The organism is Amycolatopsis sp. La24 (assembly GCF_029087445.1).
GTDB lineage: Bacteria > Actinomycetota > Actinomycetes > Mycobacteriales > Pseudonocardiaceae > Amycolatopsis > Amycolatopsis nivea.
Genome location: NZ_JARACH010000042.1, coordinates 18535 through 34203 on the forward strand (window position 1 = coordinate 18535; position 15669 = coordinate 34203).

Sequence of the window (15669 nt, forward strand, 5' to 3'; positions counted from 1 at the left end):
CCCGAAACAATCGTCCCGGATCACAGTGAGCTGCGACGTTCGAGCAGGTCGGCCGCCGCGATCAGCTGAGCGGCCAGCGCGCGAGCAGCATCGGGGGTGAACCAGCCCGATGCACCGCTTGCGTCGTCCTCGGAGTCCGCGAACAGATGCACACTTACTGACTCAGCACCGTCCTCTTCATTGGCCCAAGCTTCCGCAACCGCAGATGGCGTTGGGTCTCCTGCCAGGCGAGGCACCCCGATCACGTAGTCGGCACCTGCCCCGCAGTTGTGGCGAGTTCCGGGGCGCTGGTAGTTGCACCAATCCGGATGCCGGAACACTCGGTCCAGCTCCTTCTTCTCCGCGTCTGCAAGCACTACTAGGTCGGATATATGCGCGCGCGTCGCGCCGGTCGCCTTCAACTGGCGGACAGCAGCTCCCAGAGCGCTCGACCGCGACGAAGCCGCCGCGCGTACAGGGTCGAAACCCGGCCGCTGAACGAAGTCGGAAGCAACAGCTGAGTCAGTCATGGGTGCCTCTCCATATCCCGACGAGAGTGAGGTCCTTCTCCCGCATTCAGGAGAAGCTGCTGCCGGTAGCCCCGCCATCGGCAGCAGAGAGAACCACCCGATCTGGTGCGATTTGCCCCCCGTGAAATGCTCTGCTCATGTTCGCGCTCCAACAGGACGAGGCTCCGCGCCGTGCCCCCGCGATCTGGCGGACGATGCTCAACCTCGACCGAGGGCTGGTGAATCTCGTCGGGCGGCTCACGGTCACCGGGGCGGTGCCGCGGGAGCTTCGGGGGAAGCCGTTGCTCATGGCGGCCAATCACATCGGCGTGTTCGACGCCTTCGTGCTCATGGCGGCGTGCAAGCGGATCGGCATCAATCCCCGGTTCATGCTCGCCGGCGGGATTCTCGACGCGCCGGTGATCGGGCCCGCGCTCAAGGTCAGCGGGCATTTGCGCGTGGACCGGGCCAAGGCGGCGACCGCGATCGGGCAGTTCGCCGAAGCCGCCGAGGCGTTGCGGACCACTCGCGAGCCGATCGTCGTTTATCCCGAGGGGCGGATCAGCCATGACCCGGGGCTGTGGCCCGAGCGCGGCAAGACCGGGGCGGCGCGGCTCGCGCTCGCCGCGGGGGTGCCGGTGATCCCGATCAGCCAGTGGGGCGCGCACGAGGCCGTCTACTGGGGCACGGAGACGGTGAACGGGCCCGCGGACCTGCTGCCGCTGGCGAAGTCCGGGTTGAGCGCGCCGTTGCGGCGGCCCCGGTTCAAGGTGCATTTCGGCGCGCCGGTGGACCTCTCCGACGTCGAGCCGGAGCGGCCGGGCGCGGGCGTTCGCGCGCACGCCAAGATCATGCAGGCCATCACGGACGGCCTGGTTCCGTTGCGCCGCCACGAACCCATCCGGCCGCGCTTCTACGATCCGACCCGGCCGACCGACACGGTCAGTCCCTGGAAGCCGCAGCGCTGAGTCCGGATCGTGGGACGCCTCGCTGAGCCCGGCTAGGGTCGCGAGGTGTGAGCACCCGCATTCTGGTCGTTTACTACAGCGCCACCGGGAACACCGCTGTCCTCGCCGGCGCGCTCGCCGAGGGGGCGGGCGAAGCCGGGGCGGAGGTCCGCGTCCGCACCGTGGCCGAGACCGCGCCGCCGGAAGCGATCGCGAGCAACCGGCGCTGGCAGGCTTGGGTCGATTCCGGGCCGCACCACGAACTCGCCACCCTGGCCGATCTCGAGTGGGCGGACGGGCTCGCGCTCGGCAGCCCGACCCGGTTCGGCGGGCCCGCCGCGCAGCTGAAGTCCTTTGTGGACACCACGGGCGGCCTGTGGGCGCAAGGGAAACTGGCCGACAAGGTGGCGACGTCGTTCACGTCGGCGTCGACCGCGCACGGCGGCCTCGAAGCGACCGTGCTGGCCATCAACAACATCTTCTACCACTGGGGCGCGATCGTCCTCCCCCTCGGCTACGCGGACCCGCACCTCATGGAGTCCGGCAACCCGTACGGCGGCTCGTTCGTCTCGCGCAAATCCGCGGCGCCGGATGCCACCGCACTGCAGGCACTGCGGATTCAGGGGCGGCGGCTGGCAACCATCACGACACACGTCGCGACAGGCCTGACTGTGCCGATCATTACTAATCCGACCACAGCCACGGCCGAATGGCTTTCGTAGCAACGGTTACGTACCGCGGTCGGGGTCGGCCTACTTTTGGTCGGATTAGTAAAACCGGGGAATAACTCAGTTTCGCTCGGTCGTCCCGCTCCGTAATGTCGCGCGCGTGACCACCGAACTCCCCGTCCTGGAACAACCCCGGGTGATCCACCGCGGCCGCGGGCTGTCGCTCGTCCTGCTCGCCGCGGTCTTCTTCAGCACCTCCGGGACGCTCGCGAAACCGGTCATGGGCGCGGGCATGACGCCGGAACAGGTGGCGGTGCTGCGAATCGGGACGGCGGGAGTCCTGCTGCTGATCGGCACCGCGCTCTTCGCGCCGCACACGTTGCGCGTCCGGCGCGGGGAATGGCCGATGCTCCTGGCGTACGGGGCGCTCGGCGTGGCCGGTACGCAGCTGCTGTATTTCATTGCCGCGCAACGGATCCCGGTCGGCATCGCGATCCTGCTGGAGTTCCTGTCGCCGGTGCTGATCGCGTTGTGGGTGCGCGTGGTGCGCAAGAAACGGCTGCCGCGCATGCTGTGGTTCGGGATGGCGGTCGCGATGGTCGGGCTGGCGCTGGTCGCGCAGGTCTGGCAGGGGCTGCGGCTCGACGCGATCGGGCTGCTGGCCGGCCTCGGCGCGGCGCTCTGTTCGGCCGGGTACTTCCTGCTCGGCGAACGCGCGGTTGCCGACCGCGAACCGCTCGGGCTGGTCACCTGGGGCATGGTGATCGGCGGGGTGCTCGTGAGCGTCGCCGCGCCGCCGTGGACTCTGCCGCTGGGGATGGCGGGCCAGACCGTCCCCTTCGGAGCGTGGGCCCCGCCGCTGTGGCTGCTGCTGCTCGGCCTGGTGATCCTGTCGACGGCGATCCCGTACGTCGCGGGGATCTCCGCGCTGCGCCACCTGCCCGCCTCGGTGGCGAGCGTGGTCGGGCTGCTCGAACCCGTCGCGGCGGCGGCGTTCGCATGGGCGCTGCTCGGCGAAGCCCTCGCCTGGCCGCAAGCGGTCGGCGCCGCGCTGCTGCTCGGCGGCGCCTACCTGGTCCAACGACAGACCGCCGAGGTCGCCTGACTCCCTCTGCGGACGGAGACGGGAACCAACCTCGAGCGGGATGTGTCCTATCCGCGGGCCCGCCACACTGGAGCGAGCCGCACGAGACACCTGGGGGATCTCATGGACCACCGACCGAGCCGGGCCGAACAGCGCAGAGCCCGCAACGCGCTCGCCCGCCAGGCAGCGATCGTCGTGATGGCGTTGCTGCTGGCGGGCGCGCGGCGCTGAATCAGACCGGGATGACCGTCGGCACGATCATCGGCCGCCTGCGGTAGGTGTCGGCGACCCACCGGCCGACGACCCGGCGCACCGCCTGCGCGATGCGGTGGGTGTCGGTGATGCCCTCGGCCTCCGTCCGCGCCAGCTCCATCTCCACGAGCGGCACGACGGCGTGCAGGGCCTTCGGGTCGTCGGAGAAGCCGCGGCCGGAGATCGTCGGGCTGCTGACCGCGCGGCCGGTGTTCGAGTCGATCACCACGGTGATCGCGATGAACCCGCCCTCGCCGAGCACCAGCCGGTCGGAGAGGGTCGACTCGCCGACGTCGCCGACGGACAGCCCGTCCACGTACACGTGCCCGACCTCGACCCGGCCGGTGCGCGAGGCCTTGCCGTCGACCAGGTCCACGACCACGCCGTCCTCGGCGATCACCACGTTGTCCGGCGCGACGCCGGTGCGGATCGCGAGCTCTCCGTTGGCGCGCAAGTGTTTCCACTCGCCGTGCACCGGCATCACGTTGCTCGGCCGGACCGCGTTGTACAGGTACAGCAGCTCGCCCGCGGACGCGTGGCCGGACACGTGCACCTTCGCGTTGCCCTGGTGCACGACGTTCGCGCCGAGCCGGGTCAGGCCGTTCACGACGCCGAACACCGCGGTCTCGTTGCCCGGGATCATCGAGCTGGCCAGCACGACGGTGTCGCCCGCGCGGATCGAGATCTGCCGGTGCTCGCCGCGGGCCATCCGCGACAGCGCCGACAGCGGCTCGCCCTGCGAACCGGTCGACACGAACAGCACCTTGCTCTCGGGCAGGTTGCTCGCCTGGTCCAGGTCGACGAGCAGGCCTTCCGGCACGTTCAGCAGGCCCAGTTCGGCCGCGATGCCCATGTTCCGGACCATCGACCGGCCCACGAACGCCACCCGGCGGCCGTGCCGGACGGCGGCGTCCAGCACCTGCTGCACGCGGTGCACGTGGCTCGCGAAGCAGGCGACGATGACGCGCTGGTCCACGCGCCGGACGACGTCGTCGAGCACCGGGCCGATGTCGCGCTCGGGCATGACGAACCCGGGCACCTCGGCGTTGGTCGAGTCCACGCAGAACAGGTCCACGCCCTCGTCGCCGAGCCGCGAGAAGCCCGCGAGGTCGGTGAGCCTGCCGTCGAGCGGCAGCTGGTCGAGCTTGATGTCGCCGGTGTGCAGCACGACGCCGGCCGGCGTGCGGATGGCGACCGCGAGCGCGTCCGGGATCGAGTGGTTCACCGCGAAGAACTCGAGGTCGAACGCGCCGACCTTGCGCTTCTCCCCCTCGCGCACCTCGATCAGCTTCGGCCGCTGGCGGTGCTCCTTGGCCTTGGCCGCGAGCAGCGCGTTGGTGAAGCGCGAACCGTAGATCGGGACGTCCGGGCGCAGCCGGAGCAGGAACGGGACGGCGCCGATGTGGTCCTCGTGCCCGTGGGTGAGCACGAGGCCGTCGATGTCGTCGAGCCGGTCCTCGATCGCGCGGAAGTCGGGCAGGATCAGGTCGACGCCCGGCTGGTCGTCCTCGGGGAAGAGGACGCCGCAGTCGACGATCAGGAGCCTGCCGTCGTATTCGAAGACGGTCATGTTGCGCCCGACCTCGCCGATGCCGCCGAGCGCGACGACGCGCAGGGCTCCCTCGGGAAGGGCGGGCGGGAGGTGCGTCGGGCCGGGTCCGGCGGGAAGTGAGGTCACCGGGGCATTGTCCCAACGCTGGTGTGCGAGGTGGGGGCGGTGTAGGCCGCCTGCGAATCTGCTTGTGCCACCCGTGCACCATGCCAGTCCGAGGCCGCGCTGTCCTCCAGCGGCACGCCGCCCTGGGCGAGATCGGCCGCGATCTGCTCGAACTGGTCGTCGAACGGGGCCACGATCGGCAGCCGCGGGTCGCCGATGTCGAACCCGCGCAGCCGCAGCGAAGCCTTGCTGAACGCCACGCCGCCGACCCGCGACATCGCCCGCAGCACCGGCAGCATCGCGCGGTGGTTCGTGCGCGCGGTCGAGGTGTCGCCCGCCTCGTAGGCCTCGATCATCGCGCGGATCCGGCCCGCCACGACGTGCCCGATCACGCTGACCACGCCGACCGCGCCGACCGACAGCCACGGCAGGTTCAGGCCGTCGTCGCCGGAGTAGTAGGCGAGGTGGGTGTTCGCGATGACCTCGGAGCCGGCGATCAGGTCGCCCTTGGCGTCCTTGACGGCGACGATCCGCGGGTGCTCGGCCAGCCGCTGCAGCGTGTCGACCTCGATCGGCACGATCGAGCGCGGCGGGATGTCGTAGAGCATGACCGGCAGCTCGGTCGAGTCGGCGACCGTCGTGAAGTGCGCGTACAGCCCGGCCTGGCTCGGCCGCGAGTAGTAGGGCGTGACGACGAGCAGGCCGTGCGCGCCCGCCTCGGCGGCGGCCCGCGCCTGCTCGATGCTGTGCGCGGTGTTGTTGGTGCCCGCCCCCGCGACGACGGTCGCGCGGTCGCCGACCGCCTCGACGACGGCGCGGACCAGCGCGGCCTTCTCCTCGTCGGAGGTGGTCGGGCTCTCGCCGGTGGTGCCGTTGACGACGAGGCCGTCGTTGCCGAGGTCCACGAGGTACTCGGCCAGTTCCTGGGCCCGCTTCACGTCCAGCGCCCCGGCTCGGTCGAAGGGGGTCGCCATCGCGGTGAGCACGCGGCCGAACGGACGTCCGGGCGCGGCGGCAGGTGAGGTGGACATGGCCACGACGGTACCTCGTCGGAGCGCCGAACCCGGCCTCGACCTGGTGTGCCACCGGCAACTTCGGAGATTTTCCGCCGCCGCGCCGCTCCCGGCGGAACTTCTCGCGCGGCTACTTGACCTTGGCGGTGATCTGCGCCGGGATCTGGTCGTTGTTGGCCCGCGACAGGACGCAGTAGATCTTGCGGTTCGGGCCGCTGCTGCTGTCGCTGTCCGGCTGCACCTGCCACCCCTGCTGGGTCGGCACGATCGCCCGGTACGACAGCCCGGCGCGCTGCTGCTGCGGCACCACCGAGGAGTGGAACGTCGCCGCGCAGCGGGCCTCGGCGGCCCGGCTGATGTCCTCCAGGCCGGGATACGGGGCGACGGCCGCGTCGTCGTTGCTCCAGTTCTCCAGCGGCAGCGGGTCGGCCGCGTCGTAGACCTCGAGCGTGTGGTTCTTCTTGCAGTCGACATTGTTGTCCGAGCTGATCACCACGCCCGGCTGGACGACCGCGTTGTAGCAGATCTCGTACGAGGAGAACTTGGCTTTGAGGTAGCCGTCGGGACCGTAGGTGACCGTTTCGGCCTGCTGCTCGTCCTTCTTCGGCGACCACACCGGTTTGCCGAGGAAGAACCCGCCGACCAGCGCGGCGATCACCAGCACCGCGATCGCGCCCGCCCACAGGCCGCGCCTGCTCTTGCCTTCCGGCTTCGCCGCCAGCCGGGTCGGCTGCCCGCCGACGCGGGTCTCCTGCTGCGGCATCACCGCGGTGGCCGGACGCTGCTGCGGACCGGTGGCGTGGGCGAGCTGCGCCCGCGCCTGCGCCGCGGTGAGCCGGGCTTCCGGGTTCGCCACCAGCAGGCCGAGGATGACCGCGCCGAGCGGCCCCTGCACGCGGGTCAGGTACGGCACCTCGGTCATGATCGCGTGCAGCGTGGCGGCCGTGGTGGGCCGTTCGAACGCGACGATCCCCTCGACCGCGAAGTACAGCGTCGCGCCGAGCGACCACAGGTCCGATTCCGGCATCGCTTCGCGGCCCTCGACCCGCTCCGGGGCCATGAACGCGGGCGAGCCGACGATCATCCCGCTCGTGGTGAGCCGCGGGTCGTCGATGGCGTGCGCGATGCCGAAGTCGGTGAGCTTCACCCGGCCGTCCGGCGCGACCATGATGTTGGCCGGTTTGACGTCGCGGTGCACGATCCCGGCGGCGTGCGCGGCCTGCAGCGCCGACAGCACCCGCTCCCCGATCACCGCGGCCTGCTGCTCGGGCATCGGGCCGTGCGTGCGCACCAGGTCGGCGAGCGTGGGCGCCTCGACCAGTTCCATCACGATCCAGGTGGTGCCCTGGTCGGTGACCACGTCGTAGACCGTGACGACGGCCGGGTCGTTGAGCCGCCCGCCCGCGCGCACTTCGCGCAGGATCCGCTCCGAGAACACCGCGGCGCCTTCTGCTTCGGGCAGCCGCAGCTCCTTGATCGCGACCTGCCGCCCGATCACCTGGTCCTGCGCGCGCCACACGATGCCCATGCCGCCGCGGCCCAGTTCGCCGAGCAGCAGGTAGCGGCCGGCCACCACACGGCCGGCGGGGGCGGTGCGGTTCGGGTCGTGCGGGCGGGTCTGTTCGTCGGTCACGGGGTCGGGCTCCTCGGTCGGCTTCGCGCAGATGCTAGTCCGACCGTCCGACAGCCTTGCCGGTTCCGTCCGGTCAGGACGGCGTCAGCCGGTGAAGGTGAGCACGATCAGCACGACGTTGAGCAGGATGATCACCGCCGCGATGACCGCGGCGAGCACCGTGGTGGTCCGGCGGTTGACGTCCGTGCCCATGAGCCCGCGGTCGGAGGTAAGCCGGATGAGCGGGACGAGCGCGAACGGGATGCCGAACGACAGCACCACCTGCGAAACCACCAGCGCGGCACTCGGATCGGCACCCAGCGCGAGCACGACGATCGCCGGAGTGAGCGTGACGAGCCGCCGCACCACGATCGGAATCCTCTTGCGCAGCAAGCCTTGCATGATCATCGCGCCCGCGTACGCGCCGACCGAGGTCGACGCCAGCCCGGACGCGAGCAGCCCGATCGCGAACAGCAGCGCGACCCCTGGCCCGAGCGCGGCGGCGACCGCGCCGTGTGCGCCTTCGATGGTGTCGACGCCTTGCTGGCCTTGGAGATTCGTCGCGGCCACGAGCAGCATGCCGAGGTTCACCGCGCCGGCGAGCAGCATCGCGAACCCGACGTCGTAGCGGGTCGCCCGCAGCAGCCGCCTGCGCCGCTCGGGTTCCGGTTTGCCGTGCCGGTCGCGGACCAGTCCGGAGTGGAGGTACACCGCGTGCGGCATCACCGTCGCGCCGAGCATCGCGGCCGCGATCAGCACGCTGTCGCCGCCGCTGAAGCGAGGGATCAGGCCGTTCGCGATCCCGGCTGCCGACGGCGATTCGACGAACAGGCTCGCCAGGAACCCGACCGCGATCACCACCAGCAGGCCGGTCACGACGCATTCGAACGGGCGCTGTCCGCCTCGGTCCTGCACCGCGAGCAGCACCAGCGACACGAGTCCGGTGATGAGCCCGCCCGCGACCAGCGGGAGCCCGAAAAGGAGGTTGAGCGCGATCGCGCCGCCGACGACCTCGGCCAGGTCGGTGGCGATCGCGACGATCTCCGCCTGCGCCCAGTACGCGAGCCGCGCCCGGCCGGACAACCGGTCGCGCAGTGCCTCGGGCAGCGACTGGCCGGTGACGAGACCGAGCTTCGCCGACAGGTACTGCACCAGCACGGCCATCAGGTTCGCCGCGACGATCACCCACACCAGCAGGTAGCCGTAGCGCGCCCCGGCGCTGACGTTGGCCGCCACGTTGCCCGGGTCGACGTAGGCGATCGCGGCGACGAACGCCGGTCCGAGCAGCGCCCAGCCGGCGCGCAGCCGGGCCACGCCGCGCGGACGTGCCGCTTCCGCCACCGCCATGTGCGCCACTCCCTGGTATCGGTCGCCCCAACTCGAAGTTTAGGCATGCCGAACTTTGCGGGGCAAGGGTGTGCTGCGCCACGCCGCGCCCGCCCTCGCAGACGTCGGCATCGCGCGTCGGGCGCGGCGGGGCGGTCCGTGAAGGGCTCCTTGAGGGAATCAGATTCCGGCAAGGAGCCCTTCACGGACTTTCGTCAGGCAGGCAGGAGCACTTCGTGCCCGGCGTCGCGGAACGCCGCCACGGCGCGGTCGAGGTCGTCCGAGCGCACGAGGATGTGATCGGTGTCGAAGGTGGACAGCGAGAACAGCGCGACGCCCGCCGCCGCCAGCTCCGAAGCGAGCGCGGAGATGATGCCGGTGAGGGTGAATTCGAGCGGCCCGCGCACGGTGAACAGCCGCCAGCCGTCCTCGACGGTGCCGCCTTCGGGTTCACGGCCGGTCGGGCAGATCACCGACAGCTCGTCGGGCGTGCGGGTGACCGACACGAGCGCGGGCTCGCCGGGTTCGAGCAGTTCGGCGGGAACGGCGGCGTCGGCGGGCAGCCGCACGACCGAGTAGGGGCCGGGGCGGAGGTCGATCGTCAGGTGTTTCATCAGTGCGTTGTCAGCCTTCCAGCACTTTCGGGCTCGAGGCGATCTCGGTGCCGTCGGGCAGGGTCGAAATCGTGAAGTCGGCGAACACGTTGGCCGCCGCCTTGTGCAGCTGCCGCAGGCATTCGATGGCCAGCGAACGGATCTCGACGTCCGCGTGCTCGGTGGCGCGCATCGCGATGAAATGCCGCCAGGCTCGGTAGTTTCCGGTGACGACGATGCGGGTTTCGGTCGCGTTCGGCAACACGGCGCGGGCCGCCTGGCGCGCTTGCTTGCGGCGCAGGGTGGCGCTGGGCGTGTCCGCGAACTTCTCCTCCAGCCCGGCGAGCAGCTCGTCGTACGCGGCCGCGCTGGCCTGCGTCGCCTTGACGAATTTCTCGTGCAGCACCGGGTCTTCGGCGATGACGTCCGGCTCGACGAACTCGGCGTCGCGCTCGGGAACGTAGCGCCGGGAGAGCTGGGAGTAGGAGAAATGCCGGTGCCGGATGAGCTCGTGGGTGAGCGAACGGGAGATCCCGGACAGGTAGAAGGTGACCGACCCGTGCTCCAGCACGGCCAGGTGGCCGACGTCGATGACGTGCTCGAGGTATCCGGCGTTGGTCGCGGTCGCGGGATTCGGCTTCTCCCAGGACTGGTAGCAGGCGCGCCCGGCGAACTCGGCGAGCGCTTCGCCTCCGTCGGCGTCGGTGGACCAGGGCACGTCCTCGGGCGGGAAGAACTCGGTTTTCGCGATCAGCTGCACCTTGGGCGGCACCGGTCTCGCTCCCCTCATGTCGGCTCCGCCAGCCTAACCCGGCGGCACGGGTGACATCACCGCGCCTTGACGTGACGTCATTGGTGACGCCATAGTGGTGTCATGGACTTGACGCCGTATATCGCGAACCTTCGCGAAGACCTCGCGAACACGGCCTCCGCCGGGGACGAGCAGACCCGGCGGGCGGCCGCACTGCTGTCGTCTGCTCTGGAGCCGGCGGTCCGGCTGACGCTGATGAACGCGCTGGCCGACCTGGCGGCCGAGGTGACCGCCGCGCTGCCCGGCCAGGTCGTGGACGTCCGGCTCGACGGCCGGGACGTGCGCGTGGTGGTGACCGGCGGCGAGGACCGTTCTTCGTCCGCGCCTCCCCCGCCGCCGCCACCGCCCGCCCCTCCGATCGACGGCGGCGACATCTCGCGGATCACGCTGCGGCTGGTCGAGCAGATCAAGGGCCAGGCCGAACAGGCGGCGGCCGCGCAGGGGGTTTCGCTGAACACGTTCGTGGCGCAGGCCGTGCAGGGGGCGCTCGGCCAGGCGCAGCAGCACCAGCAACGGCACCAGCGCTGGCACGACAGCAGCAGCGGCGGGGGCCGCACCGAGACCAAGCTGCACGGCTGGGTCGAAGGCTAGAAGGGGGCACCACCATGGGCGAGAACCGGGAAGACCAGGGGAAGAACGCCGAAGACCGGGTTGGGGAACCTGGCTTCGGGACGGAGGAAGCGGCCAGCGCCGACGCTGCTTCGACGACATCCGCCGAATCTGCCGCTCCCGCGGGCGAGGCTGCGTCCACTTCGGACAGCTCGGCGGGCGACGGCGCTTCGGAGGCGGCCAGCGAATCTGCCGCCCCCACGGGCGAAGCGGCGTCCACTTCGGACAGTTCCGCGGACGACGCTTCGGCGGGTTCCGACAGCGCGGAACCGGGTCCGTACGTGCGGCTGCAGGACTTCGAGGCGGACGGTCCGGTCGAACTGGACCTGGGCGTCACGATCGGGCGGGTCGAGGTCGTGCTCGGGCGGGAGTCCGGGGTGACGGTGCGGTTGCAGCACGACGCGGGCGATCAGCCGTCGTGGGTGAACGGGGTCAGCAGCCTGCTGTCGTGGGTCGGCGAGAAGTTCGGCGACCAGTTCGGCGGCGTGCCGGAGTTCTCGGTCGCCGACGCGGTGCGCCAGGCGCGGATCGAGAAGACGGGCAACCGGATCGTCGTGCGGGCGGCCAAGGCGTGGCAGCTGCGGAACGTCCCGGTAGCGGTGACGGTGCACGCGCCGGCCGGGTCGCACCTCGAAGTGCGCGCGGGTTCGGCGGACGTCACGGTGACCGGCGCCGCGGGCCGCGCGGACATCCTCACCGGGTCCGGCGAAGTGTCGCTGGAACGCGCGGACGGCGCGGCCACCATCCGGACCGGAACAGGAGCCGTGAAACTCGGCCCGACCCTGGCCGGACTGCAGTTGCGCAGCGGAAGCGGCTCGGTCGAAGCGGCGTCGATCGCCGGACCGGCAACGCTCGGCACCGGCACCGGAAACGTCTGGCTGGGCGCGGTCGAGGGCGACGTCATGGCCCGCACCGGCAGCGGCGACCTCTCGGTGGCCGACGCGGCGTCCGGCTCGCTCGAACTGATCACCGGCTCGGGAGAGGTGCGCGTCGGCATCCGGAGCGGAGTGCGAGCGGAAGTGGAACTGGCGTCGGCGGCCGGGCGGGTTTCGAGCGAACTGGACGTCTCGGAAACGCCGCCGGAGGGCGCGGTCGCGCTGAAAGTCCGCGCCCGCACCGGAACCGGCAACGCAGTGGTGACCCGCGCGGCGGGCTGACATCCCGTCTGCTTTGGCCTGCACACTCCACTACCCCGAGTGCGCCGAGCAGACGGATGCAAGGGGGAGGCGGCGGGCCGCACCGGAGGCATCCCGGGGCGGCCCGCCGCTTCGTGCTGCACGGGGTTTTCCTGGCGGGGCAAAGCGTTTCTGGCGGTGATGGGCTGGACGCGGGGTGCCGCAATGGGTTCGGGACGGGTCAGGGTTGTCCTGCGGGCGCGAGGCCTGCTTCATTCAGCCGGGTCGAAGCTCGGCGGCCGTTTTGGCCTGCGAGTCCTCCGCAGCCGAGCACGCTTTCTCACGCCCGGCAGCTGCCGCAAACTTCCGCGCGCCACGCCATAACCACCGGGAACTTCCGCGAGCCGCCGGGAACCTCCCGCATGCCAAGCAAGGACCTCCGCGCCCGCCAACCTCACCCGCCGCGGCAAAGACTTCCGCGGCCGTCGTGAGTGGCAATTCCGGTAAGCACCAACACCCACTAGCCCCCGCTTACTTCACCGCTCGTCGCAATGCCCGGGCCAGGTCCCCCCGCTCCCCCACTGCCACGCCGTCCAGGCCTTGCCATTCCGCCATCGTTCGCAGTTCTCCGGCCAGTTCCGCTGCCACTCGCGGCTGGTCGGCACCGGGTTCGGCGAACGCGCCTTGCACCCGCAGCACCCCGGCCGCCCGGTCGGATTTCAGGTCCACTCGTGCGGACAGCGCGCCGTCCAGCAGGAACGGGAACACGTAATACCCGTACTCCCGCTTCGGTTCCGGCACGTAAATCTCGATGCGGTACCGGAATCCGAACAACCGCTCCGTCCGCGCGCGTTCCCAGATCAGCGGGTCGAACGGGCACAGCAAAGCCCGCCCGGACACTGCCCGCGGCGTCCGCGCGTCGGCGTGCCGGTACGCGACCGCGCGCCAATCGGCCACCTGGACCGGCTCCAGGACGCCTTCCTCGACCAGCTCCTGGACAGCTTGCCGAGAGACGTCCGGGCCAAGGCGGTAGTAGTCGCGCAGATCGGTTTCCGTTGCCACGCCCAGTGCCCGCGCCGAACGGTCGATCAGGCCGCGCGCGCCCTCCTCCGCGGAAACCTTGCGGGACAGGATCTCCGGCGGCACGACTCGCTCCGTCAGGTCGTACAGCCGCTCGAAGGACCGCCGCGTTCCGGTGCTCAGCTGGCCGACGCCGAACAGGTACTCGCACGCCTTCTTCACCACCGAGCGTTCCCACCACGCACCCGGCCCGCGCCGGACCGCCTCGGTCTCCAGTTCCTTCTCGATCGCTCCGGCGCCGATCGGGCCGTGTTCCTTGACGACCGCCAGCACGTCGTCGAGCAGGCCGGGCATCGTGTCGACCACCTTGGTGTAGTTCCGCCACCAGCCGTCCCGCTTCGCGCCGGACCGCAGCAGCGGCCAGTCTTCGATCGGCAGCAGGCTCGCCTCGTGCGCCCACGACTCGACCAGCAGCCGCGGCCGTCGGGCGCGGTGGCTCCACGCGGCGTCGTCGACCAGCGCCGGGTCGTACGCGCCCAGTCGCGAGAACAGCGGCATGTAGTGCGCGCGCACGGCGACGTTGACCGAGTCCAGCTGCAGCAACTGGACCCGCGACAGCACCTTGGCGAGGTGCCGCCGGGTCGGGTCGGAGGCGGGCCGCGGGTCGGCGAACCCCTGCGCGGCCAGAGCGGTGCGGCGGGCGGCGGAAAGGCTGATCGTCTGCATGATTCCGCCATGGTGCCAGCCACCCCCGACAGTTTCGGTACATTGCCCGCGTGAGTGCCGCCGAAGTCCGTCCCGCGAACCCGTCCGACGCCGCGGAGATCGCCCGCATCCAGCGGCTGACCTGGCGGGCCGCCTACGCCGGCCTGCTGGGCGACGAAGCCATCGACGAACTCGACAAGGCCGACCTCGAAGGCACCTGGGCGGAGACGATCGAGTACCCCGGCTCCCGCGTCTACCTGGCCGCCGAGGGCTCCTTCACGGTCGGCTACTGCGTCGCGGGCCCGGCCCCGCAGGACGAAGCCGCCGCGGCCGACGGGTCAGCGCCCGAGGACGCACCCGGCCTGATCGCGTCGCTGGTGGTCGAGCCGCGCTGGGGCCGTCGCGGGCACGCCGGGCGGCTGCTCGCGACCGCCGCCGCCGACCTGCGCGCGAACGGGCTCAGCCGCGGCATCACCTGGGTCGCGCAGTCCGACCACGCGACGCTCGGCTTCTACCGCCGCGCCGGCTGGTCTCCCGACGGCACCGTCCGCACCCTCGACACCGGCCGCGGCACGCTGCGCGAGGTCCGGCTCACCGGCACCCTGGAACTGGAACTCACACACTGACCGGCTCTTCGCGCTTCGCGAAGACCACCCAGCGCATCACCGAGTACATGAACACGCCCTCGCACGCCCCGGCGATCAGCCGCGACAGGTGGTATTCGACGCCCAGCGCGGCCAATCCAGCGCCCAGCCCGAGCAAAAACGCCAGGTAGTTCACGGCGATCGCCGCCACGTACAGCACCGCCTGGCGGCCCACCGGCGCGTGCGAACGGAAGTTGAGCGCTCGGTTCAGCACGAAACTCAACCCGAACGCGACCACGTATGCGACGCTGATCGACAGCCACACCGGCCACTTCAACCCGCCGTGAAACAGCGTCAGCAGCAGAAGATCGACACCGAAGGTGAAGCCGTTGATCACCGCGAAACCGAGGAAACTCGGCGCGACGATCCGCGGCAACCCGAATGGCAGTACGCGCACGACGGCGGCACACAACCCGGCGAAACGGTCGGCGATCGGCACCTCAGGCACGGGTTCGAGAGTGGCAGCAGAAGGTGTCCGAGACCGGTCGGCCAGGTGATCTTCTGGGGTTGGCTCCCCGGGAAAGAGTGGGGTTAACCCCCGTGATCTTTTCGTGATGGCTGATAGCTTGGAGTGAGCACGGACACGGAGGGGGTGGCGCGATGGGATGGGTGCTCATCACCCTCGGCGTCGCCTTCGGCTCGGCGATCGTGCCGCTGATCAACGCCGAGCTCTTCGTCATCGGCCTCTGCGCGAGCCAGCCCGGCGTGCCCTGGCTGTGGCTGGGCGGCGCGGTAGCGGTCGGGCAGATCGCCGGGAAACTGATGTACTACCTGGCCGCACGCGGCTCGATCCGGCTCCCGAAATTCCTTCACGACCGGCTGCACCGCGAACGCCCGATGACGCCGCGACGGGTCCGCTGGCAGCTGCGCACCAAGGTGATCCGCGGCAAGATCGAGGCGCTGCGCGAACGCTGCCAGCGCCATCCGCACTGGATGACCGGCACCTACGGGGTCAGCTCGCTCGTCGGGCTGCCCCCGTTCATGGCGACGAGCGTGCTCGCCGGGATGGTCCGGATGCGGCTGACGACGTTCCTCGCCGCGGGCCTCGCCGGGCGGTGGGTGCGGTTCAGCCTGCTGGCGGCTTCGCCCGCGATGTTCGCCGGCTGGCTGCAGTAAGCGACTAGA

Annotated in this window: 16 protein-coding genes; 7 read left to right on the plus strand and 9 right to left on the minus strand. The window is 70.8% G+C overall.

The features are described 5' to 3' along the window. Window positions 1-20: 20 nt before the first annotated feature. A complete protein-coding gene (locus PUT80_RS31120) occupies window positions 21-509 on the minus strand; it encodes a hypothetical protein (RefSeq protein ID WP_275294324.1) in 489 nt (162 codons plus the stop codon). Window positions 510-646: 137 nt separating this feature from the next. Between PUT80_RS31120 and PUT80_RS31125 the strand changes: the two genes are divergently transcribed. From PUT80_RS31125 to PUT80_RS31135, 3 genes are all read left to right on the plus strand, one after another. Then, window positions 647-1456 (plus strand): lysophospholipid acyltransferase family protein, encoded by an 810-nt coding sequence (locus tag PUT80_RS31125; RefSeq protein WP_037812490.1) that lies wholly within the window; start codon window positions 647-649, stop codon window positions 1454-1456. 47 nt (window positions 1457-1503) lie between these two features. Then, the gene (gene wrbA, locus PUT80_RS31130) at window positions 1504-2157 is read left to right on the plus strand and encodes an NAD(P)H:quinone oxidoreductase (RefSeq protein ID WP_238605438.1); all 654 of its coding nucleotides are present in this window, start codon (window positions 1504-1506) and stop codon (window positions 2155-2157) included. Window positions 2158-2263: 106 nt separating this feature from the next. Next, on the plus strand, window positions 2264-3208 hold the full coding sequence (locus PUT80_RS31135; protein ID WP_275294325.1) for an EamA family transporter: 945 nt from the start codon (window positions 2264-2266) through the stop codon (window positions 3206-3208). 211 nt (window positions 3209-3419) lie between these two features. Here the strand turns inward: PUT80_RS31135 and PUT80_RS31140 are convergent, their stop codons facing one another. The 6 genes from PUT80_RS31140 to thyX form a co-directional block, all read right to left on the minus strand. Continuing rightward, a complete protein-coding gene (locus PUT80_RS31140) occupies window positions 3420-5117 on the minus strand; it encodes a ribonuclease J (protein ID WP_037812493.1) in 1698 nt (565 codons plus the stop codon). Beyond that, entirely contained in the window at window positions 5114-6127 is a 1014-nt protein-coding gene (gene dapA, locus PUT80_RS31145; RefSeq protein WP_275294326.1) for a 4-hydroxy-tetrahydrodipicolinate synthase, read from the minus strand. Before dapA ends, PUT80_RS31140 begins: the two co-directional genes overlap by 4 nt. 112 nt (window positions 6128-6239) lie before the next feature. Beyond that, window positions 6240-7742 (minus strand): serine/threonine-protein kinase, encoded by a 1503-nt coding sequence (locus tag PUT80_RS31150; RefSeq protein WP_275294327.1) that lies wholly within the window; start codon window positions 7740-7742, stop codon window positions 6240-6242. Between the two features lie 84 nt (window positions 7743-7826). After that, the gene (locus tag PUT80_RS31155; RefSeq protein ID WP_275294328.1) at window positions 7827-9068 is read right to left on the minus strand and encodes an Nramp family divalent metal transporter; all 1242 of its coding nucleotides are present in this window, start codon (window positions 9066-9068) and stop codon (window positions 7827-7829) included. A 194-nt stretch (window positions 9069-9262) separates the two neighbouring features. Continuing rightward, the gene (locus tag PUT80_RS31160; protein ID WP_134728550.1) at window positions 9263-9661 is read right to left on the minus strand and encodes an ACT domain-containing protein; all 399 of its coding nucleotides are present in this window, start codon (window positions 9659-9661) and stop codon (window positions 9263-9265) included. A gap of 10 nt (window positions 9662-9671) precedes the next feature. Further along, entirely contained in the window at window positions 9672-10430 is a 759-nt protein-coding gene (thyX, locus tag PUT80_RS31165) for an FAD-dependent thymidylate synthase (RefSeq protein ID WP_037812497.1), read from the minus strand. Between the two features lie 84 nt (window positions 10431-10514). Here thyX and PUT80_RS31170 point away from each other — a divergent pair, with 84 nt between their 5' ends. Together PUT80_RS31170 and PUT80_RS31175 are read left to right on the plus strand one after the other, a co-directional pair. Beyond that, window positions 10515-11042 carry a toxin-antitoxin system HicB family antitoxin gene (locus tag PUT80_RS31170; RefSeq protein ID WP_043827030.1) on the plus strand — a complete coding sequence of 176 codons (528 nt, stop codon included), beginning with the start codon at window positions 10515-10517 and terminating at the stop codon, window positions 11040-11042. 299 nt (window positions 11043-11341) lie between these two features. Continuing rightward, window positions 11342-12217, plus strand: a complete 876-nt coding sequence (locus PUT80_RS31175) for a DUF4097 family beta strand repeat-containing protein (RefSeq protein WP_275294343.1) — start codon at window positions 11342-11344, stop codon at window positions 12215-12217. A 489-nt stretch (window positions 12218-12706) separates the two neighbouring features. On the opposite strand, the gene PUT80_RS31180 is transcribed toward PUT80_RS31175, so the two are convergent. Beyond that, window positions 12707-13921, minus strand: coding sequence for a crosslink repair DNA glycosylase YcaQ family protein (locus PUT80_RS31180; RefSeq protein WP_037812500.1), 1215 nt, complete (start codon window positions 13919-13921; stop codon window positions 12707-12709). 50 nt (window positions 13922-13971) lie between these two features. Here PUT80_RS31180 and PUT80_RS31185 point away from each other — a divergent pair, with 50 nt between their 5' ends. After that, window positions 13972-14526 (plus strand): GNAT family N-acetyltransferase, encoded by a 555-nt coding sequence (locus tag PUT80_RS31185; protein ID WP_037812502.1) that lies wholly within the window; start codon window positions 13972-13974, stop codon window positions 14524-14526. Here the strand turns inward: PUT80_RS31185 and PUT80_RS31190 are convergent. Beyond that, complete coding sequence (locus PUT80_RS31190; RefSeq protein ID WP_078870439.1) at window positions 14516-14992, minus strand: GtrA family protein; 477 nt, start codon at window positions 14990-14992, stop codon at window positions 14516-14518. The two genes, PUT80_RS31185 and PUT80_RS31190, sit on opposite strands and share 11 nt — an antisense overlap. A 152-nt stretch (window positions 14993-15144) precedes the next feature. Here PUT80_RS31190 and PUT80_RS31195 point away from each other — a divergent pair, with 152 nt between their 5' ends. Further along, complete coding sequence (locus PUT80_RS31195) at window positions 15145-15660, plus strand: membrane protein (protein ID WP_037812507.1); 516 nt, start codon at window positions 15145-15147, stop codon at window positions 15658-15660. The last annotated feature ends 9 nt before the right edge of the window (window positions 15661-15669 follow it).